The organism is Mycobacterium sp. BK086, from assembly GCA_004362315.1.
Classification (GTDB): Bacteria; Actinomycetota; Actinomycetes; order Mycobacteriales; family Mycobacteriaceae; genus Mycobacterium.
In genome coordinates, this window is record SNWL01000010.1 from 63,141 (window position 1) to 82,535 (window position 19,395).

19 protein-coding genes are annotated in these 19,395 nt (G+C 63.5%); 6 read left to right on the forward strand and 13 right to left on the reverse strand.

Annotation, left to right across the window (positions count from 1 at the left end):
* Positions 1-7 precede the first annotated feature (7 nt).
* The 6 genes from EV580_RS32155 to EV580_RS32180 all read right to left on the reverse strand — a co-directional run bounded on the left by EV580_RS32155 (position 8) and on the right by EV580_RS32180 (position 6,153).
* Positions 8-1,222: an amidohydrolase family protein gene (locus EV580_RS32155; protein ID WP_158279041.1), complete on the reverse strand. Its 1,215-nt coding sequence runs from the start codon at positions 1,220-1,222 to the stop codon at positions 8-10.
* 199 nt (positions 1,223-1,421) lie between these two features.
* Positions 1,422-2,135 carry a dienelactone hydrolase family protein gene (locus EV580_RS32160; RefSeq protein ID WP_255497306.1) on the reverse strand — a complete coding sequence of 238 codons (714 nt, stop codon included), beginning with the start codon at positions 2,133-2,135 and terminating at the stop codon, positions 1,422-1,424.
* A gap of 76 nt (positions 2,136-2,211) precedes the next feature.
* The gene (locus EV580_RS32165; RefSeq protein ID WP_158279040.1) at positions 2,212-3,156 is read right to left on the reverse strand and encodes an acyl-CoA dehydrogenase family protein; all 945 of its coding nucleotides are present in this window, start codon (positions 3,154-3,156) and stop codon (positions 2,212-2,214) included.
* Positions 3,156-4,328, reverse strand: coding sequence for an acyl-CoA dehydrogenase family protein (locus tag EV580_RS32170; protein ID WP_255497305.1), 1,173 nt, complete (start codon positions 4,326-4,328; stop codon positions 3,156-3,158). Before EV580_RS32170 ends, EV580_RS32165 begins: the two co-directional genes overlap by 1 nt.
* Positions 4,316-5,125 (reverse strand): enoyl-CoA hydratase/isomerase family protein, encoded by an 810-nt coding sequence (locus tag EV580_RS32175; RefSeq protein WP_353619872.1) that lies wholly within the window; start codon positions 5,123-5,125, stop codon positions 4,316-4,318. The genes EV580_RS32170 and EV580_RS32175 overlap by 13 nt, the downstream gene beginning before the upstream one ends.
* 107 nt (positions 5,126-5,232) lie before the next feature.
* Positions 5,233-6,153 (reverse strand): ParB/RepB/Spo0J family partition protein, encoded by a 921-nt coding sequence (locus EV580_RS32180; RefSeq protein WP_108055258.1) that lies wholly within the window; start codon positions 6,151-6,153, stop codon positions 5,233-5,235.
* A 417-nt stretch (positions 6,154-6,570) separates the two neighbouring features.
* Between EV580_RS32180 and EV580_RS32185 the strand changes: the two genes are divergently transcribed.
* Complete coding sequence (locus EV580_RS32185) at positions 6,571-7,188, forward strand: TetR/AcrR family transcriptional regulator (RefSeq protein WP_108055257.1); 618 nt, start codon at positions 6,571-6,573, stop codon at positions 7,186-7,188.
* On the opposite strand, the gene EV580_RS32190 is transcribed toward EV580_RS32185, so the two are convergent.
* The 4 genes from EV580_RS32190 to EV580_RS32205 form a co-directional block, all read right to left on the reverse strand.
* Positions 7,185-7,394: a (2Fe-2S)-binding protein gene (locus EV580_RS32190; RefSeq protein WP_108055256.1), complete on the reverse strand. Its 210-nt coding sequence runs from the start codon at positions 7,392-7,394 to the stop codon at positions 7,185-7,187. The genes EV580_RS32185 and EV580_RS32190 overlap by 4 nt on opposite strands.
* A gap of 34 nt (positions 7,395-7,428) precedes the next feature.
* The gene (locus tag EV580_RS32195; protein WP_199238897.1) at positions 7,429-7,641 is read right to left on the reverse strand and encodes a ferredoxin; all 213 of its coding nucleotides are present in this window, start codon (positions 7,639-7,641) and stop codon (positions 7,429-7,431) included.
* Positions 7,638-8,495, reverse strand: a complete 858-nt coding sequence (locus tag EV580_RS32200; RefSeq protein ID WP_158279039.1) for a cytochrome P450 — start codon at positions 8,493-8,495, stop codon at positions 7,638-7,640. Before EV580_RS32200 ends, EV580_RS32195 begins: the two co-directional genes overlap by 4 nt.
* 323 nt (positions 8,496-8,818) lie before the next feature.
* Positions 8,819-9,244, reverse strand: coding sequence for a Rieske (2Fe-2S) protein (locus EV580_RS32205; RefSeq protein ID WP_108055254.1), 426 nt, complete (start codon positions 9,242-9,244; stop codon positions 8,819-8,821).
* Between the two features lie 268 nt (positions 9,245-9,512).
* Here EV580_RS32205 and EV580_RS32210 point away from each other — a divergent pair, with 268 nt between their 5' ends.
* The 3 genes from EV580_RS32210 to EV580_RS32220 are packed head-to-tail and all read left to right on the forward strand — an operon-like array spanning position 9,513 to position 13,926.
* A complete protein-coding gene (locus EV580_RS32210; protein ID WP_108055253.1) occupies positions 9,513-11,333 on the forward strand; it encodes an FAD-binding protein in 1,821 nt (606 codons plus the stop codon).
* Positions 11,326-12,945 (forward strand): AMP-binding protein, encoded by a 1,620-nt coding sequence (locus EV580_RS32215; protein WP_132163817.1) that lies wholly within the window; start codon positions 11,326-11,328, stop codon positions 12,943-12,945. Before EV580_RS32210 ends, EV580_RS32215 begins: the two co-directional genes overlap by 8 nt.
* A gap of 18 nt (positions 12,946-12,963) precedes the next feature.
* Positions 12,964-13,926 carry a DUF2889 domain-containing protein gene (locus EV580_RS32220; RefSeq protein WP_108055251.1) on the forward strand — a complete coding sequence of 321 codons (963 nt, stop codon included), beginning with the start codon at positions 12,964-12,966 and terminating at the stop codon, positions 13,924-13,926.
* A gap of 1 nt (position 13,927) precedes the next feature.
* On the opposite strand, the gene EV580_RS32225 is transcribed toward EV580_RS32220, so the two are convergent.
* The 3 genes from EV580_RS32225 to EV580_RS32235 all read right to left on the reverse strand — a co-directional run bounded on the left by EV580_RS32225 (position 13,928) and on the right by EV580_RS32235 (position 17,275).
* Positions 13,928-15,313, reverse strand: coding sequence for an amidohydrolase family protein (locus EV580_RS32225; protein WP_108055250.1), 1,386 nt, complete (start codon positions 15,311-15,313; stop codon positions 13,928-13,930).
* 336 nt (positions 15,314-15,649) lie between these two features.
* Positions 15,650-16,420 carry an SDR family NAD(P)-dependent oxidoreductase gene (locus EV580_RS32230; protein WP_108055249.1) on the reverse strand — a complete coding sequence of 257 codons (771 nt, stop codon included), beginning with the start codon at positions 16,418-16,420 and terminating at the stop codon, positions 15,650-15,652.
* Between the two features lie 123 nt (positions 16,421-16,543).
* Positions 16,544-17,275, reverse strand: coding sequence for an alpha/beta fold hydrolase (locus tag EV580_RS32235; RefSeq protein ID WP_286171962.1), 732 nt, complete (start codon positions 17,273-17,275; stop codon positions 16,544-16,546).
* 230 nt (positions 17,276-17,505) lie between these two features.
* Here EV580_RS32235 and EV580_RS32240 point away from each other — a divergent pair, with 230 nt between their 5' ends.
* Positions 17,506-18,699, forward strand: coding sequence for a cytochrome P450 (locus tag EV580_RS32240; RefSeq protein ID WP_286171963.1), 1,194 nt, complete (start codon positions 17,506-17,508; stop codon positions 18,697-18,699).
* A gap of 210 nt (positions 18,700-18,909) precedes the next feature.
* On the forward strand, positions 18,910-19,089 hold the full coding sequence (locus EV580_RS33980) for a hypothetical protein (RefSeq protein WP_158279037.1): 180 nt from the start codon (positions 18,910-18,912) through the stop codon (positions 19,087-19,089).
* Positions 19,090-19,395: the final 306 nt, after the last annotated feature.

Genomic DNA, 19,395 nt, shown 5'->3' on the forward strand with positions numbered 1-19,395 from the left:
CTATCGCCTACGCGGCCACGCTGATGGTGGAGGGCAGGTCGTAGGGGATCTTGTACATGTCAGCAGCGTTCTTCCACATGATCCGCTCGATTTCGCTGGGGGTAGCGCCCTCGCGCTCCAGGATCTCGCGGCCCAGTTGGTAATCGAACGGCCAGTTGCTCGATGAGTGCGGGAAATCGGGGCCCCACATGATGTTTCCGATCCCGATGTCGTAGCGGCAGGCCGCGCCGACCTCGTCGACGATGTAAACCACCGACACGTTGCGACGGAAGTACTCGCTGGGCAGCATCGGTAACCCCCAATCGCGGCGGTTACGCAGCACCGAGTCGTCGAATCTTTCCAGGAAGTAGGGGACCCATCCGGTGTGTACCTCGGTGCCGATGAATTTGAGCTGCGGGAATCGCTCGAACACGCCCGATGCGATCATCCTCGTCAAGATCGCAGGGAAACTGCCTGCGTTGATATCAACACCCATCTTCTTGGCGTTCTTTGTGTGCTGCTCCAACCCGGCACCGTCGGTGAGCCTGCCGAGATCTCCAGCCGGAAAGAAGAATTGGGTGTGCACGTTAATCGGCATGTCGATGTCGACGGCCGCCGCCCAGAACCGATCATCGATCGCGGCGGGGTCAGTGAACGAGCCGCTCGGGTAGGACTCGAGCTGAACGGTGCGCAAGCCGAGTTCGGCGCAGCGTTGCAGCTCCGAGATGGAGTCCTCGATGCCCGTCGTCGGCATGGTCCCGTTGCACACGAAACGCTCGGGCGCGTAATTCTGGAATGAGGCGATCCAGTCGTTGTAGACCTTGATGCAGGCGAAGCTGAGCTCGGGGTCCGGGCACAGCTTGATGCCGTTCCACACCGTCTGGACGCCGTTGAAGATCACTTCGGCGTCGGTCTCGTCCTCGATGATCTCCTTGACCCGTGCAGCAGGGTCATACGAACCCGGGAAGACGTCCTCATAACGCACGCCCCGATCCTTGATCTGCTTGAAACTATCCACCATCGAGGCACGATCGAATCGCTTCGTGGTCGATCGCGAGTACATGGACGAGAAGCCCATCGGCGACGGACGCTTCTGGCCCTCCATGATCCACGCGTGACCCTTGGTGTTCGGGGTCTCAATGATCCGCGGTCCCCGCTCCTTGAACTTCTCCGGCAAGTTGTCCTGCCACAGCGTCGGCGGCTCGTTCACGTGCCCGTCCGCCGAAATCGCGCGATATTCCACGCCTATCCTCCTCATTAGAATCCGTCAGCTCTCCGGCTTCCGCCCCGAGAGAGCGAGTCCGGCCGAATATTGCGGTTAGACCTTGTCCAAGTCGAACAACCTCTGTCCGACGATAACACTTTGTGTCACCCGACTGCCAGTTTTTCTGCCATTTGGGCAGCACGCTGTCAGCCAGGAAACGGCTCGCTCCGCGACAGTCTCAGCTCGCAGCCAAGTGGGTGTTCAGCCACTGCAGGGTCTGCTGCCACGCCTGCTTGGCCGACGCCTCGTGGTAGGACGAGCGTGCATCGCAATGAAACCCGTGCTCGGCGTCGGGATAGCGCACCAGGTCGGTCGGCACGTGGGCGTCCTGCAGCGCGTTGCGCAGGGACTCGACCTCATCGACCGATATGGTCTGGTCGCGGTCTCCGAAGAATCCCAGGTACGGGGATTTGAGCTTTGCGGCCAACTCGACCAGCGGCGGGATTCCGAAGCGGCCGCCGGCGATCCCACCTCCGTAGAAACTCACCACCGCGCCAAGAGCCTGCCGCTCCCCCGCCCAGAACGCGACGCTTCCACCCATGCAGAACCCCACCACTGCGGTACGTTGCGGTCCAAATCCGGCCTCGGCCACATAACCCAGTGCCGCATCGAGATCGGCCGCGAGGTCCTCGGCGTTGAGGGCCATTACGTGCGGATATACCTTCTCCATCTCGTCATAGGCGATCACCGGGTCACCACTGCGATGGAACAGATGCGGTGCCACCGCGAAGTACCCTTCGGCTGCGAATCGTCGGCACACGTCCTCGATGTGGTCGGTGACGCCGAATGCCTCCTGAATCACCAGGACTGCTCCTCGCGCCTCACCATCAGGACGCGCCTGGTAAACGACCATCGCCGTGTCTGAGCCTGCAACCTTGATCGTGCTCGTCATCTAGGTACCCTTTCAACTCTGAACGTTCCGCTTGGTTTCTCGTGGCGGCATGCGACTGGCAGGTCAACAAACAGCATCAGAACCGGCCCACGGCCAACGCGGCCAGCTCCATCGAGGACGGCTTGCTGCGCAATTCCTGGCCGATTTCCACCTGTTGGGACGAAGCCGACCCCAAGAGTGCATCCAGCGCGATTCCGCGGCGAACCAATGCCGGCAGCGGGTGCTCGTCGCTGAGTCCGACTGCGCCACATACCTGTATTGCATGCTTGGCCACCGCATCGTGCGCGGATCCGGCGACTGTCTTGGCCCACTGGGCCGCCGCCGAGGATCCGTCCTGCCAGGCCGCTGCAATGAGTGCGCGCGCGCCAACCATCTCGACGTGCGCCTCGGCGAGGCGGAACCGTACCGACTGGTTGGTCGCGATCGGGCGGCCAAACTGACGGCGGGTACTCACCTGTTCGGCGGCCAGGTCGACGATGTGATGAGCCAACCCGACCAACTCGCTGGCGATGGCCAACCTGGCGCGCCGCTCGATGTCGGACCATGGGCCGAAATCCGAAGTGGGAGTGCCCCATACCCGCTCACGCATCCACGCCGACCCTCGTGCCATGCCACCCAGCGCCGACTCCTCGACTGAGGCCACCACCAGCATCTGTAGCCGGCCGGCAACCGGCGCCAGGACGACGTCTGTCGCGGTCACTCGCCCGCGCAGTGCGATACCGTCGACCGTCACGACTCCGCTGCCACCGAGCTCTCCCCCGCCAGGCTGGCTCTTCACGGGCCACAGAATCTTGGCTTCTCCGTCGAGTCCGAGCATGGTGGCGATGGCGACGTCCAGAGCATTGGTGTCCGCAGCAAGGTATCCTTGCTCTTCGAACAGCGCAGTGAATGCAAAGGCCTCGTCGGTGTTGGCCAGATCCTGCCAATCGAACTCGGCAAGTGCGGTGCTGATGTCTGCGGCAGATCCCGCGAGCGCTTGCCGCAGCGATTCACGGACCAGGGCTTCAACATCGTCGTCCATCATCGCGATCCATCACTGTCTTTGGGCAACTGCAGGACTTTGTCGGCGACGATGGACCGCTGAATCTCGCCCGCACCGCCGAAGATGCTTGTTGCGCGGCTGTACCACCAGCCCGCCCGCCAGTCCTCTGCGGTGTCGTCGAAGGCGAACCCGGAGCGCTCCGCCAGCCGCGCGAGCTCGAAGATGGATTGCTCAGCGCGGGCCAACAAAACCTTGTCCGGCGACGCTTCGGGGCCCACCGCATCACCGGCGTCGAGGCGTCCGACAGTTTCAATCGCGCGAGCCCGCACAGTCTGCAACTGCAACCACGCGCTACCGATGGCCGCTTCGACGACCTCGTTGATGCCGACCTTGCCGAGGTATGACAGGAGCTGGCGAAACCGTAATCCGAGCCAGGCCTGACGTTGCGCGGCATACATTCCGCGTTCGTATTGCAGCATGAGCATCGCGACGCTCCACCCGTGATCGGGCGGGCCGATCATTCGATCGACCGGTACGCACACATTGTCAAAGAAGGTCTCGCACATCTCGTCGAGTCCGCTGGCGAATATCAAGGGCCGCCGCGTAATTCCGGGAGTGTCGGTATCGATCAAGAGCGCGGTAATGCCCCGGTGCCGGCTGTCGGCGGTACCCGTCCTGACGAGAGTCAGTAGGCGGGCCGCGAACTGGCCATGGCTCGTCCACACTTTCTGCCCGTCGACCACGACCTCGTCGCCACGGATGACACCGCGGGTGCGTAACGATGCCAGATCACTTCCGGCTTCGGGCTCCGAAAACGCTTGAGCCCAAACCTCTTCGCCCGCCAAAAGACGCGGGAGATAGGCGGCAGCCATGTCGGGTGCGTGGTCGAGCATGGCCGGGCCGATGACTTCGATCGATAGGTCGGTATCGGGGATCTCGACGCCTGCTCGGCAGAGTTCGTCATAGTAGGTCGCGCGGTGTCGGGGTCCGCCACCCAGACCGCCGAGAACCGCTGGCCACCCGACTCGCTTCCAGCCGGCTTGCCAGAGCGTGCTGGTTAGCGCCAAGCCGTTGGCAATGTGTTCACGGCGGTCGGCGGCGTGGGGTGCGGTGAGCTCGTCGGAATGCTCAGCCAGCCAGGCGCGCAGCGCAAGACGGTAGTCGTCCACGCTTCCCGCGAGAGACTGCATGTCCAGATTTACCGCCGCCATTGGTGTGCTCGCTTCGCGCTGGCGCGATCGACCTCTGCAGCACCCAAGGGGTTGCCCACCTGCGTGTACATCAGGGCGGTCGCAAGTGATTGGGCGCGACTGACATCCAGTGACTGCCAGAGAGCCTTGACCGTGCCTTGAACGGCGGCCGGCGGTTGGCCGGCTACCGCGGCGGCAAGTTCCTGCGCCCGAGCCAACAGTGAGGATCGTTCCACGATCTCGGTGACCAATCCGATCGTCAGCGCCCGCTCGGCGGTCATTCGTTCATGCAGTCCAAGCAGAGCCATCCGCATTACATCAGAGAACGGCATGCGGTAGCGCAGTGCGATCGGTTCGAGCGCGGCGACCAGTCCGTAGGTCACGTGCGGATCGAAGAACGTGGCGTCCGGTGAGCAGATCACGATGTCGCAGTCTGCGACCCAATAGAACGCACCGCCAGCGCACATCCCATGAACAGCCGCGATGACCGGCTTCCAGACCTCATTGCGACGCGGGCTCAATTGCCGCCCCGGATCTTCGTTTTCAGCCCAGGGATGCTGTTTGTCGAGGAATGGGCTGTCCCCGTCGAGCTTCTCGGTCACATCGACGCCGGTGCTAAAAGCCCGGTCGCCGGCTGCGGCAAGCACCACCGCCCGCACATTGTCATCGGCTCGCACGCGGGACCAAAGTTGCGTGAATTCCGAGCGCATCTCATCGTTGAAGGCGTTGAGCACCTCGGGTCGATCCAGGGTCACCGTCATGACGCCCTGGTCGGAGACCTCAACCCCGATCGTGTGATAACTCATGCGCCTCACCATCCGTCGTCACTGCACTGCAAATAATTTCGGCCCGCCGGGAAGTGTTCTGCCCGTACCCGATTGGGCATGGTTACGGCGTTCGGTACCGAGGTCGATCGGCACCGTTGTTACTGCGCCGCTGTCGCGGCACGCGCATCCAGTTCATGAGCGAAGTCCAGCCAAGCCTGAGCGCGACGTCGAGCCTCGGCGGCGATCTCGTCGACACGAGGAGGCGGCACAGTCTGTGCCCAGCGCGAGCACTCGGTGCTGATGACGTCGGTGTGGTTGAACCATTCGATAAAATCGACCGACACGTGATCCTCATTGGACACGACGACAAGGCCCCGGCCGGACGACGCGGTGGGCAGGCATACCCCTGGCATGGCGGAATCCTCGACAGCGCAAGGTTCAGCCACAGCATCCGAGACCGAGGCCTCCACCGCCCGTGGAAGATTTAAGTTCCGCCGTACGCTCCGTACGGTCTCAGGTGATACGCCTACCGACGCAGCGACCGACCGCAAGGAGGCGTCCGGTTGGGCACGAAGCGCCTCGGCCACACGCTCACGGATCGGTATGCCGTTCACGGGGCGCAGGCGGTTATCGCAGCCCATCCGCACCGATGTGTCCAACTGTGGAAGTTCCTCAGACGGGTCATCCGACGGCACTCGCAATCGCCCCACGGTTTTGGGCGACAACGCGCAGATTCCCGCGATCCGACGGTCGGACCAATGTGGGTGGACGCAAAGTACCCGACCTGCCGCCCACTTCCGCTCGCGCAACGTCAGCGGCAGGCCGTGATGAACATTGCGCCGGACAGACTCGATCAGAGCTTCGTCGGGACCGCCCGAGAACAGCGTGGCCTCCATGCGCACCAAACCCAACAGCCGCGCAGCGGCTACGCGGTGCACCCCATCAATGACCACCCCGGTGCCCTCGTGCACCAAGATCGGCGACCACCGGCCGCCGAGACGCATCAACCGCCGAACATGCTCCTGATTGACCCCGCCCTCACGGATTGACGACTTCACCACCAGTCGGGCCACCGCCACGGAAACAACGGCAGCACCCGGCCGAAGGGGCGGCACCCGGTGCGCCGTCTGCTGAGCCACTCTGCTCTCCCAAGGTCTGCGGTCCATATCAATACCCACACCGTCTGACGATTGCCGCCAAGCCGGCCATAGAGCCGATCTTGACTGTCATCGAAATGCCTAAGTGTCAGTAGGCTGCCAATTTACGGTGTCCGCGTCGAAGCTGTCAAGCATTTGGCTCCAGCGGTGCAGGTACTGCGCAGCGAGGATGCGCGCGGCCTCAACCCTGCCCCGCGTGGAGGGAGAACGAGGCGCGTCGCACGCGCGTTCCGTCGCCGGTGCCGACACTGCGCGTGCGAGTACACACGCCCAGCCCGTAACGGTGCGTTACGCTGAGCGACCTGATATCTAATTGGTCCAGCACAGGGGAAAGAGCCGGTGGTACCGACAAAGTCGCTTCCTCAAGCACCGTCGCTGCGAGACAGGCACAAGAACCAGACGCGGCGCGCATTGCGCGACGCGTCGCTCAGACTGTTCGCCAGACAGGGCTACGACGCGACAACCATCGAGGAGATAGCCGAGAAGGCGGGAGTTTCCACACGCACCTTCTTTCGCTACTTTCCGAACAAGGAAGACGTTCTGTATCACGGCGAACGCGACTGGGTACAAACTGTCATCGACGCTTATCCCGATCAGCCAACTTCGCTCAACGATCTCGACGCGATGCGTGTCACGCTGGAGGCGCTCGCGCCACATCTTGAGAAATCCCGACGCTCATTGAGCCTCTACCAGCGCGCGGTCGAATCGTCCCCGACATTGCGCGGCAGCGAGCACGACCACCAGCGTGAAAGCACGGACGTCCTCGCCCACGCGATTGCCACTCGTCGAGGTCAATCAAGCCCCGACGAAGGCTGCATCCTGCTGGCCTCGGTAGCGCTGCTCACATATCGCAGGGCCCTTGATGTTTGGCTCAACGCGACAGGCGACGCGGATCTCGCGACGTCCATCACCCGGGAATTCAAGTTGCTGACCGAGCAGATTGGGCGTCGTCGCTAGCGGGCCATTCCGGGTGGCCCGCAAGCGGCTTGGCCCCCGTGCGCATCTCGCATCGAGGCTATGACAGCCTGTACGGTCCGACGACAGCGCCCGCAGTCCGAACCGGCCCCGCACGCGGTCGCGACCTGTTTCGACGTCCACGCACCGTTTTCAACGGCGGTGGTCACCTCTTGGCTGGTGACGCCAAGGCAAAGGCACACGAACATCAGCTCCGTGACCTCCGACGTTGGTTGTGCCCCTTCATTGTGTGGTGGCAGTCTCGACACTCAACCGCAGTGCTGCTTCGGGGCAGTTGCGCACGCCGATTCGGGCGTCGGGTTGTAGCACCGGCGGCAAGTCACCGTGCACTGCCACGTCGACGTGTCCCCGCACGTCGGGCTCGAACACATCGGGGGCGAGGTCATAGCAACGGCCGTGACCTTGGCATCGGGCGACGTCGACGATGACTCTCATAATTGCTTTCCTAACCACATAGGGAAACGGTCAACCGTTCGGACGCCGGGAGTGAAAGCGAGTTCGTCGGGCCGAGCGACCGAATAATGGGGAATACGGGAATGCCACTCGCGCAGAGCAATTGCGAGTTGGATCCGTGCCAGGTGAGACCCGAGGCACCGGTGGATACCCGTACCGAACGCGAGGTGCGTATTGACCGTCCGGTTCCACCGCAAGACGCTGGCGTCTAAACCTGCGACAGGATCCACGTTCGCTTCGCTGAGTAGCACGCGAACCCGCTGTCCAGCGCTGACAGGACACCCGCCCAACACCGTGTCGGCGGCTGCTGTCCGGGTGACGAACGTGACCGGAGTCGCCCAGCGCAACAGCTCCTCGATCGCCCTGCGAGGAGTGGCCACAACCTCTTTGCGGTACTCCGGATTCTCGGCCAAGCACAGAAAGGCACAGTCCAGCGCCGCCGACATCGGTTCAATACCTTCGACAAGAAGGCCAAAGCACAAGTCGAGCAGCGAGTCCCTGTCCACCGGCGCACCGTCGATCTCGAGATCGAGAAACGCACTGAGTAAGTCGCCCCTGCTGTCGGCTTCACGACTATCGAGCGCTTCCCCGAAGTACCCGTAGGCTTCTGCGGTCATCGTCGCCTGATAGGCGATGACCTCGGGGTCATCCGACGGCTTACCGAGGACCCGGTTGGGACGGATCACTCCATCCTTGAGATCGAGAAACCATGGCAAGTCCTCGAGCGGCAAGCCAAACAGCGTCATCAGCGTCTGCGCGGGAAGTGGGATGGAGAATCGGGCAGCGAAGTCGATCTCCTGCTCGTTGGCGAACTCGTCGATAAGTTCGCGGGCCAATCTGCTGATAGTGCTCGCCAGCTGACCTGCCCGACTGGGCGCGAACAGAGGATCCAACACTGCACGCCAGGCCGCGTGAGCTGGGGGGTCGAGTTCGATGGGAGGCACGGGACGTAGGCCTCCCGGCAACAGCCGGCCGGCGGATGAGTAGATCTCCGGCTGACGTAGCACCTCTTCGGCCTCGCACCGTGTTTTAACCACCACGGCCGAGCCGGGTCCGGGAGCCGCATTGCGGACTGGCCGCAGGACCGGTCGCGGCGAAATCGCGACCTCGGTGTCCGATGCGTCATGGGAGTGACAGGTTTGGTTGCGGGGCTCCCGGGTCATTGCTGCTCGCGCGCTCCCAGCGGTGCGCGGTCGAGCACTGCATATAGGCAGCCCTCCACCACTCGCGTTGAGAAAAGCGTCAAACGTCGGTTGCGATCGGCGACGTAGCTCGGCGCGGACAGAAACGTACCGTCAACGAGCGAGTACCGATGGGCGTGAAGGGAGCAGGTGAGACCGCGCCGCGAAATCCGGGCGTCGGCAAGCTTCGCGCCAATATGCGGGCACCGGTTCTCCACGACCGTGAACCGCTTGCGGTGGAAGATCACCAAGAACTCAAATCCGTCAGCTTCAATCACGCAACGCTTGTGTCGTGCCAGGACATCGGCCGCCCCGAGGGGGATCGCCCACTCGTCGCCAACGGTCGAGGCCGCTGTCGACATCGCGCCCTCATCTGGCCGATGCGGTGTGCTCACGATTTGCATCCCGCAACTCCTGTCTAGGCGGAGGTGACGCCGGTTGGTTTGAAAAGTGGCGGTCGACTGCACAAGTGTCACTCGACTGCCAACATTAAGGTAGGCTGGTCTCACCTGTCAAGCAGTACGGACCGCCGAAACAATCTCGAGAACGTGCCCCATGTCGAGCAACTCGTTACCCCGGAAGGAACTGCAGTGAAACCCACAGGGAAACAAACCCTTCGCAGCGCCGTCGCTGCGATAGCCATCATCGGTACCGCCTCTCAGGACATCAGAAATGCCTGACGGCATGGCGTCGACACCCCGACCGTTGCGGATCGCCGTGCTGGTCAAGCAGATACCGGCGGTAGAAGAACTCCAACTTGGCCATGACGGTCGGCTCGTCCGCGATGGAACCGATCTCGAAATGAGCGCGTTCTGTCGGCGAGCGGTCGCCAAATCTGTCGAACTCGCGACGTCTGCGCCAGGTAGTTCGGTCACGGTCCTGACGCTCGGACCGGCATCCGCGGAGGAGGCGCTGCGCGAGGCGATCGCCTGGGCACTCGAACGCGGCGTTGCCGCCCGTGGTCTCCTGCTGACCGACCCGGTGTTTGCTGGCAGCGATACGATCGCGACGGCCCGAGCCCTCGCGGGTGCTCTCCGGCGCGAAGGTCCCTTCGATTTGGTCTTGACCGGGAAGAACTCACTGGACGCCGATACCGGTCAAGTGCCACCCCAGCTCGCGCAGCTACTCGACCTCCCTTTCGCCACCGGCGTCAAACGACTGGAGCTCGACTCGGATTTATTGCACCTCGGATGCGAGCACGAGGACAATTGGGTTGAAGTCGATATCGCGCTGCCGGCGCTTTTGTCCTGCGCCGAGCGGCTGTGCGACCCGGCCAAAGTGGCTCCGGAACAACGAGCAAACGTGGCGGCAAGCCTCATCCAGAGACTGGGCGCTACCGACATCGGACCCGGACCGTGGGGCGCGGCAGGCAGCTTGACGACCGTCGGTGAGTGCCGCGTGATGTCGGTCGATCGGCAGCGTTCGCTGACACCCGATGCGCCATTGGCCATCCAGGTCAAGGAGGCAGTGCGCCAACTCCTCGACCGCGGCTCACTCGTACCAGGCGATACGCAGCCAGACTCACCGTTGCCAGCGACAGGCGGCCGAGGCGGGGTCATCGCGGTGATCGCCGATCCAGCCCACGAGAGCTTGTCCCGAGATCTTTGCGGCTTGGCTGCACGATTGGCAGCCGAGACGCACGGTTCAACGCTCCTGCTCGCACCCGCGGCGATTAGTGCCGCCGCGGCCGGCGCATGGGGCGCCGATCGGCTGGTACGCATCAGCGGCTCGGAGATCGAAGAAGATGTCGCGTCTGCCATCGCAACGTGGGCGCGCACCGCGCACCCTCACGTCATTCTGGCCGGCTCCACCGCTTATGGCCGCGAGGTCGCATCGCGGGTGGCAGTGGCTGTCGAAGCCGGCCTCACCGGAGACGCGGTGGAAGTCGATGTAATCGACGGTCGATTCGTCGCCTGGAAGCCCGCGTTCGGTGGCCAGCTGGTCGCCGCGGTCACCGCGACGTCACCGATTCAGATGGCCACCGTGCGCGCCGGTGTGATGCCCCGATGGACGAGCAGGGACCAGGTCGCCGAGCAGGTGACGATCCAGTCGCCGTCGCGCGGTCGAGTACGCGTCCTGGCCCGGCGCCAAGAGGATTCGCTGCAGTCGCTGGATGAGGCCGCGGTTGTTCTCGGTATTGGCCAGGGCGTCAAGTCCGACGAGCTGCACCAGCTCGACGAACTCCGTCGTGTGTTGAATGCGGACATCGGTTGCACCCGCAAGCTGACGGACTCCGGCTGGATGCCGCATGCCAGACAGATTGGGGTCACCGGCCGCGCCATATCGCCGCGTTTGTTCATCGCGATCGGCACCAGCGGCAAGTTCAACCACATGGCCGGCGTGCGGTCCGCGGCCACCGTGATGGCCATCAACCCCGACCCCGATGCGCCGGTTTGGCAGCACGCGGACGTTGGCGTCGTGGCTCCGTTTCAGGAATGCGTTCCGTTGCTGGTCGAAGAGCTACGCCTCGCGATGCGAGGCGGTCATGGATGACGGCGAAACGGGCGGCGTTGCGCACGTCGGAACGATCCCACAAATGGCTCAGGCCAGCGCTGAACGATTTGGCGGTGCCGCGGCCATCGTCGACGGTGATCACCACCTAACCTTTGTCGACACCGCGCAGGAGATGCGCGCCGTCGCGGCCAGCCTCATCGCCCTCGGCGTCGAAGCTGGTGACCGCGTTGCGATCTGGGCACCGAATAGTGCAGCGTGGATCACCGCGGCACTCGGAGCGCACGCTGCCGGTGCCTGGCTGGTGCCGATCAACACACGGCTGACGGGAACCGAAGCCGCGTACATCCTGGCCAACACCGACGCGCGGGTTCTGTTCGTCGCGGATGGGTTCCTCGACCGCGATTTCGTGGGCTCGCTGCGGGGGGTAGCACCTGGGCTTCGTGCGCTGCGCAACGTTGTTCAACTTCCGCACCCGGGCGCGGTAGCGTCGAGCCGATGGGCCGAATTCCTCGGAGGTGGTAAACAAGTCCCGATCGACCGGGTCGACGCGGCGATCAACGCCGGGCGACCGGACGACATCAGCGATGTGATCTTCACATCGGGGACGACCGGCGTGCCCAAGGGGGTGATGCTCCGCCACGGTGCGAGCCTGGACGGGTACCGCATCTTCGCCGAGCGCTTCGGCCTCAGCGCGGGCGACCGCTATCTCGTCCCGACCCCGTTCTTTCATTGCTTCGGCTACAAGGCTGGCTGGATGATCGGTCTGATGGCGGGCGCCACCACATATCCGCTGGCGGTGTTCGACGCCACGGCTGCACTCGAACTCATTGACCGCGAACGCATTACACACTTCCCGGGACCTCCGACGATGTTCTCAGCACTGCTGGACCATAATCGGCGTGACGAGTTTGATCTCTCGAGCCTTCGTCACGCGATGATCGGCGCTGCGTCGATACCCGCCGAATTGGTCCGCCGTGTGCGCGATGAGCTCGGCGTCACGGACATTTTGTCGGCCTATGGCCTGACCGAGAATCACGCGCTGGCGTCGTTGACCGCCGCGCACGATTCGCCCGATGTCGTGGCAAGCACGGTCGGCACCCCGCTCCCTGGGGTCCGGATACGGATCGTCGATGACGCCGGGACCGATCTGCCGGGCGGCGAGCAGGGTGAACTACTCATCAACAGTCCATTGTTGATGAGCGGGTATTTCAATGACGACGAGGCGACCGCACGTGCGGTGACGGACGGCTGGTTGAGCACCGGCGACATCGGCTTTTTTGACGACCAGGGTTGCCTGCGTATCACCGACCGAAAGAAGGACCTGTTCATCGTCGGCGGTTTCAACGTCGCGCCGGCAGAAGTCGAGAAGTCACTCCTTGGCCTCGATTCGGTGGCGCAAGTGGCGGTGGTCGGGATGCCCGACGGCTATTTCGGCGAAGTAGGCGCCGCGTTCGTGATCCCGCGCCAGGGAACGCAGGTCAGCTCCGACGAGGTGATTGCCTACGCGCGCGAGCATCTCGCAAACTTTAAAGTCCCCCGCTACGTCGAGATCGTCGACGCCTTGCCCCTCAACGCGACCGGCAAGGTGCTCAAGTCCGAACTCCGTGAGCGTGCGCGCGCCGCCGCTGAGCGACGCACCCAACCCAGCTAACACATCAGGAGGATCACGATGTCGGTGACCGCCTCGACGCCACCGCGGCGCCGCGGATCTGTGCGGCGAACCGTCACCCACGACTGCACTCGGCTCGAGGGATTGAACGGACCGGTCACCGTCTTGGGCCGTGGCCGTGACCTGCTCACCCCGGATCACGGCGGCACACAGGTGCTGGACACGGCACAGCTCGATGTGCAGGCCGACTTCGCCACCGCGACGATCACATCGATCGTCGTCGAGCCAACGCATTCAAACCTGGCCACCCTAATCGGAGCCGGTGCGTTCAGCGGGTTCCGCGCTCGCGTAAACCAAGCCATGCCAGCGGAATCCGACTCGGGATCGTTGCGTTACCAACTCCTAGACGACCTGCCGACCGCCATCATGCTCAGTGGGCGGGCGCTGCGCGTCGCGGGACTTGGCCTCGACATGAAAAAGTCCTCAGGCGGCCTGCCCGTCGACATCTGCGCCGGCTGGGTCGCGGACGGAACATTGCTGAACGGGCTGACCGACAACGGGCCTCCGCTAACGCTCGGACCGGTGGCCTCCTCGGTCAAGTCCGACGACGATAGCCTCGGCTGGCACGAGATCGGCCCACTGGCCGCATACGGGACACGCCGCCACCGCCGGCTCGACGTCTGGCAGGACGACCGCGCCGTCCTGGTCGACGGCTTCTTCCGCGACAGTTTCGCCGATGCTCAGGGAGTGGAAACGGTCGTTCACGAATACACCGTCAGCGGTGCAGTAGATCCCGAGACCTCACGGTTCTTGTCGAGCGCGGCCGAAGCGGGGCCACTGCCCTACCCCGAGTGCCCACGCGCTCTCGCCAGCGCCCAACGGGTGGAGGGCCTGGCCGTCGGCGAGCTGCGCAACGTGGTCCGGACCGGCTTCGTGGGACCAGGCACGTGCACGCACCTCAACGACACGCTGCGATCTCTTCAAGACATCAGCGCACTGCTGCGACTGCTACATCGGGAATAGCTCAGGTGAGGCTGGCAACCTGCCTCAGGTCAACACCCAGCATTTCATCGATCTCGGCAATCTTCTGATCGCCCTCGGCCGGTTTAAGGTAGCCACCGCGAGCATCGAATTGCCTGATCAGACGCGGATCGAGCAGCGTCTCTGGGCGACTGACCTCGTCGAGGGTCGGGCCGATCCGGCTGGCGATCTCTGCCAACCTCGGACGATCAAGCTTGAGAACCCGAATAGCGTTCTCGCCCAGCATCAGTCGCAGTTCGTCCTCCGCTACGCCGGCGAAGGCGTCGCTGAGCCATGCCTTGGTGTTGGGCCAGGTTCCCTCCGAATGGGGATAGTCCCTTCCGAATGCGATGGTCTCGACACCGATCTCGCGGCGCATCGCGACCTCTGCGCGGTGCACGAAGGACAGTGACGTGAGGCAGTTGGTCTGCCAGTATTCACTGGGCTTGCGCTCGGCGGGAAGGTCAGAACGCGCGCGAACGTAGGCCTCATCGAGGTGACGCAGCGTCGCGGGCAACCAGTCTGCCCGAACCTCAGTCATGACGAGCCGCAGATCGGGATGACGGTCGAACACCCCGCCGAGCATGAGCTGCCACATCGGCTTGCGCGGACCGACATCCGCGAACAGGTCACCACCGGCACTGATCAAGGTGATGAACCGCTCCACCCAGTCCACATCGGCACCCCCTTCCTCCGCCTCGGCCTGCGCCTTCACGACCTCGATCGCGTCGAATAACAAGCCCTGAGGTAGCCCGAACCCGGCATGGACGAACAGTGGCAAACCCTGTTGCTCGCACTTCTGCCAGAACGGTTCCCAGTACGGGTCATATAGTGGCGGCGTGTCGCTGGTTGGAGTGAAACCGGGCGGATACGTACCGGCAAACCCCTGATCTGAAATCCAATCGAGTTCTGCGAGAAGCTGATCCAAGTCGTTACAGGCACCAGTGGCGCCCACAACCAGGATGCGGTCCTTTGCCGTCCCGAAAACGTCAGCCAGCCAGCGGTGGTACGCCCGTATGCCGGCCTGGCACACGTCGGCGTCATAGCGGCGGTTAGATGCGCCGTGGAAAGGTGCGGTGACGCGCGGATCGCCGAAGTAGACAAACTCTGCCGCCACACCTTCGCGATCCATCTGAGCAAGCCTCGTACCGACATCCCAGAGCCCGTTCACGCCGCCCGAGCGCAGAACGCGGTCAGGATCGACGAATTCCAGATTCTCTGGGCCGAAGTCCCGCTCGAGAAGACGATGCATGACAGACGTGTATGCCTCGTTCTCCGCGTTGAGTTGGGGAAGGAGCTCGTGGTAGCGCCTCTCGAGGTACTGCGGCCAAGCCTCGGCAGGCATCTGCGCGTGCGAATCCACGGATACGACGATCAAGTTTTCGGACATCACTTCTCCCTGGTTTGAGGCCTCGGCCAGGCAGCAGGGCGCTGCGGACTACTCGGCGTATCCAAGCTATGTCATTCGACTGCAATTTGATAGATGAATCGCACCTTTTCGGAACAAATCTTTGGGATACCATCTCAACTGATCGTACGAGCGCCCGAAGCCAAAGATCCTACGAGAGAAGGCCCTTTCTGGTCATCGGAAAAGCACTCCCCGTTCGCCCTTGGGCCGAGCTCTACACAGCAGCGCTCCGGGCGAAGTCCACAACCGGAGCGCTCCCACCCGTGCAGCGAACTCCCCGAGTCATTAGAGCCAGCCTGGGTGTGGGGTGTGCCCGACTCAGTGCGCCGTCCATCCGCCGTCGACCAATATTCGTTGGCCAGTGATGTAGCGGCCGGCGTCACTGGCGAGGAGCAGAAGTGCTCCGTCGAAGTCCTCAGGCTGCCCATGCCGGGGCAGCAGTGAGTTACGCAAGATCCAGTTCTGTACGTTGGATTCGTGGATGACCGAAGAGGTCATCTCCGTCTCGATGAAGCCCGGCGCGAGGCTGTTGATCCGGATCCCATAGCGACTCCACTGTGCGGCCCATTCCCTCGTCAGCGCCTCCATGCCGCCTTTGGTCGCGGCGTAGACGGCTTGCGGGAATCGCCCGATGCCGACCGAGGCGGTGATCGAAGTGATGTTGATAATCGAACCGTTGCCTGCCGCACACATCCCCGGGAACACTGCCTGTGCCAACAGGATTGGCGCCTCCACGTTCACCGCGAGTGTGCGCCGAATGTCCTCGTAAGACTCATCTTCGGCCTTCACACCGGCTGCGAGGTAGGCCGCGTTGTTCACCAGGATGTCGACGCTTCCGTCGAATGCGTCCAGGCAGGCACTCGCGGCTGTGCGGACCTGATCGGATTCGGCGAGGTCCGCAGTAATTGACAGTACGCGACCGGTAGACGCCGCTTCCTCGTCCAGAACGGTGGGCCTCCGGGCGATGGCAGCGACCCGCGCGCCCGCAAGCACGAGGGTTCGGGCCAGCCGCACGCCCAGTCCGGCACTCGCGCCGGTGACAATCGCTGTCTTGCCTTCGAGACTGAATAAGCTGTCCACGTTGGCCATACGGGATGCTCCTCTGAGTTTGGGCCCACATGGGGCGTAACGTCGGCCACGGCTTGGGCCTTGAGTGGTCGTCGGGGACAATGCTCACGCGGGGGTCCAGGCGCTCGCACACCGCCATCTGCGCTAGCCGCTGGGGGCGTAGCTCCGTGGTAGCCACTCGGCTGTCGCGGCAAGCTTCTCGGCGGTCCACTCAGGCTCGGTGAGCATGAGGTCATGACCGGTACGCAGCTCCCAGAAGCGCCCGTCGCTCCGCTTGCGAAGCTCGCTGGCGTCGCGGTGAGAGCTGCCCAGCGCGCTGACGATATGGCTTTGCGGGATAGTCCTGAGGGCGACTTCGTCGTTCAATTTCAGCGGTTGTTCGAAGCATCGCCACGGCTGTGGCGTGAGCCGCGGCAGCATCCATTCGCGCATCGCACGGTCGGTCACGCCGCACAACAGCGATAGCTCAGCTGTTGGTGGATGGCACAGCTCAATTCCGTTCAGTGTCAAAACATAATTGCGTAGAGCAGCGATCGGGCCGGGGGCAATATCGGCGAGCGACTCGCCGTCGGTTGGGACTGGCGCATCCAGGTACACGAGGTGTCCGACATGTCGATGCGCACGGTCGGCGGCACCGGTGATCACCATCCCGCCGTAGCCATGGCCCACAAGGATCGCCTCGCGCAGGTCTTCGAACCGAAGCACTCCGACGACATCGCGGATGTGGCACTCGAGGTCGACCTTGGGTCCCAGTAAGTGCGCTCGTTCGCCGAGCCCAGTCAGAGTCGGGGTATAAACCTGGTGTCCCTGTGCACGCAACAGCCCCGCCACGGGTTGGTAGCACCACCCACCGTGCCCACCGCCGTGCACCAACACATACGTCGCCAAGATGCTCTCCCGTTCCTTCCAAGACCACTGCTACGCGCCATCACGGGCGCCTAGTCGGCCCTGGACCAACACGGTGGTAATCGGCGCGCTGATCGCCGCCCCGGGTGGGGGCGCACCTCGTGACTGCGTTATGGCAGTGCTATGCCATTATGTTAGCGTACTGCCAGATTGCGGAGCACTGGTCTGATGGATGCGTCAATGGAAGCGGGGCGTCGGCTGTGAGCGTCACACGTGAGATCTACTACGACCCTTACGACGTGGAGATCCACGAGGATCCCTACCCGACGTTCAAGCGGCTTCGTGAGGAGTTGCCGCTGTACTACAACGAACGTCATGACTTCTACGCGGTGAGTCGGTACGCCGACGTGGAACGCGGCTTGATCGACAAGGAGAACCTGATCTCCAGCAAGGGTGACGTGCTGGAGATGATCAAGGCGAACGTCGTGATGCCGCCCGGCACGTTCATCTATGAAGACCCGCCTCTACACACCGTGCACCGCGGTGTGGTGGCAGGGGTGTTCACGCCCAAGCGCATGGCTTCCATCGAGCCGCTCGTGCGCGACTACGCCGCACGGTGCCTGGACGAGTTTGTTGGGGCCGGTCGCTTTGACTTCATCGCGAACCTCGGCGCCGAGATGCCGATGCGTGTGATCGGAATGCTGCTCGGGATCCCCGAGAGTGAGCAAGAGCAGATTCACGTTTTCGTCGATGACACCCACAGGGTGGGGCCGGACGGGACGATGGAATTCGACGACAACACCTTCGCCGCGGCCGGTGAGATGTACCGCCACTACATCGAGTGGCGTGCCGACAATCCCTCCGACGATTTGATGACCGATCTGTTGAATGTCGAGTTCGTCGACGAACAGGGCCAGAAGCGCCGACTGACCCACGGCGAAATCTTGATGTATGTGAGTCTGATCTCCGGTGCGGGAAACGAGACCACGCAACGACTGATCGGTTGGGCAGGCAAGGTACTGGCCGATCACCCCCAGCAGCGCCGCGAACTTGTGGAAGATCCGTCGCTGATCCCGAGCGCCGTTCACGAGTTGCTGCGCTTCGAACCCCCATCGCATCAGGTCGCGCGCGTCGCCGCACACGATGTCGAGTTCCAGGGTCAGACGGTCCCGGCCGGCAGCATCCTGCTCTGTCTGACCGCCTCAGCCAACCGCGACGAGCAGGTGTTCCCCGACGGTGAGACATTTGACATCCATCGCAAGTCCGCGCACGTGATGAGCTTCGGTCATGGTGTTCACTACTGCCTGGGCGCAGCCTTGGCACGCCTCGAAGGCCGGGTGGCACTGGAGGAAGTACTCAAACGCTTCCGCACCTGGGACGTGGACTGGGACGCCGCCAAACTCGCCCCCACCACCTCGACGCGCGGCTGGGACACACTGCCCGTCTTTATCTAGGGCGTGGTGCGGGCCGGTCGCCGACGCAAGTCGGCCGTCGCGACGTGCGCCCGACAAGCGTCGGAAATCCGCACTCGTTCAGTATGTTCCGCGATAGGAGCCGACACTTTGGCCTATACACAGGGGCATGGTGACATCCATGTGTGTGGGCCGTGTTGGCAAGCTGGCGGTATTTCTCGGTGTGGGGACCGCGGTCGTCATGGGATATGGATGCGCGACAGCATCGGCCGAGACGAAGGGGACAAGCTCACCAGCATCATCGAGTTCGACGCAGCCGTCGGATCCAAGTTCGTCGCCATCCGGGGCGGCTCAGTCGGCGAAGGGTTCGCCACGTGGGAAAGGGACTTCGCGCGCCGCGGCAACGTCACCGGAGCTGGGAACGGTGACTAGTACCGGCGGCGCACAGACCAGCTCTGCGGCGAGTTCCACGTCCGCTTCCCCCCCGCCCACGCCGACACCGTCGTCGTCTGGGACCTTCCAGCGTCAACCGGCCAGCGGCGCAACACTGTCGGGCGCCGAGCCGCTGAATTCACGTCAAGCCCCTACCGCAGCCGTTGCGGCCATCGTGCCCGTCAGCGTCCCAGGCCGGATCATGTCGAGTCTGGCGAGCCTCGTTCCGAGTCCATTCACCGGCCCGCCATCGCCTCTCGCTCCCGCACAGGCGACGGGGTTGTGGGCGCTTCTGTCCGCTGGCCA

Coding starts and splice junctions, on each gene's coding strand:
- EV580_RS32220 (WP_108055251.1), top strand. CDS start 12,964: ATGTCGGTGACCGCCTCGACGCCACCGCGGCGCCGCGGATCTGTGCGG.
- EV580_RS32165 (WP_158279040.1), bottom strand. CDS start 3,156: ATGGACGACGATGTTGAAGCCCTGGTCCGTGAATCGCTGCGGCAAGCG.
- EV580_RS32225 (WP_108055250.1), bottom strand. CDS start 15,313: ATGTCCGAAAACTTGATCGTCGTATCCGTGGATTCGCACGCGCAGATG.
- EV580_RS32160 (WP_255497306.1), bottom strand. CDS start 2,135: ATGACGAGCACGATCAAGGTTGCAGGCTCAGACACGGCGATGGTCGTT.
- EV580_RS32170 (WP_255497305.1), bottom strand. CDS start 4,328: ATGGCGGCGGTAAATCTGGACATGCAGTCTCTCGCGGGAAGCGTGGAC.
- EV580_RS32215 (WP_132163817.1), top strand. CDS start 11,326: ATGGATGACGGCGAAACGGGCGGCGTTGCGCACGTCGGAACGATCCCA.
- EV580_RS32190 (WP_108055256.1), bottom strand. CDS start 7,394: ATGTTCGTGTGCCTTTGCCTTGGCGTCACCAGCCAAGAGGTGACCACC.
- EV580_RS33980 (WP_158279037.1), top strand. CDS start 18,910: ATGCGCGACAGCATCGGCCGAGACGAAGGGGACAAGCTCACCAGCATC.
- EV580_RS32205 (WP_108055254.1), bottom strand. CDS start 9,244: ATGCAAATCGTGAGCACACCGCATCGGCCAGATGAGGGCGCGATGTCG.
- EV580_RS32210 (WP_108055253.1), top strand. CDS start 9,513: ATGCCTGACGGCATGGCGTCGACACCCCGACCGTTGCGGATCGCCGTG.
- EV580_RS32195 (WP_199238897.1), bottom strand. CDS start 7,641: ATGAGAGTCATCGTCGACGTCGCCCGATGCCAAGGTCACGGCCGTTGC.
- EV580_RS32175 (WP_353619872.1), bottom strand. CDS start 5,125: ATGGTGAGGCGCATGAGTTATCACACGATCGGGGTTGAGGTCTCCGAC.
- EV580_RS32230 (WP_108055249.1), bottom strand. CDS start 16,420: ATGGCCAACGTGGACAGCTTATTCAGTCTCGAAGGCAAGACAGCGATT.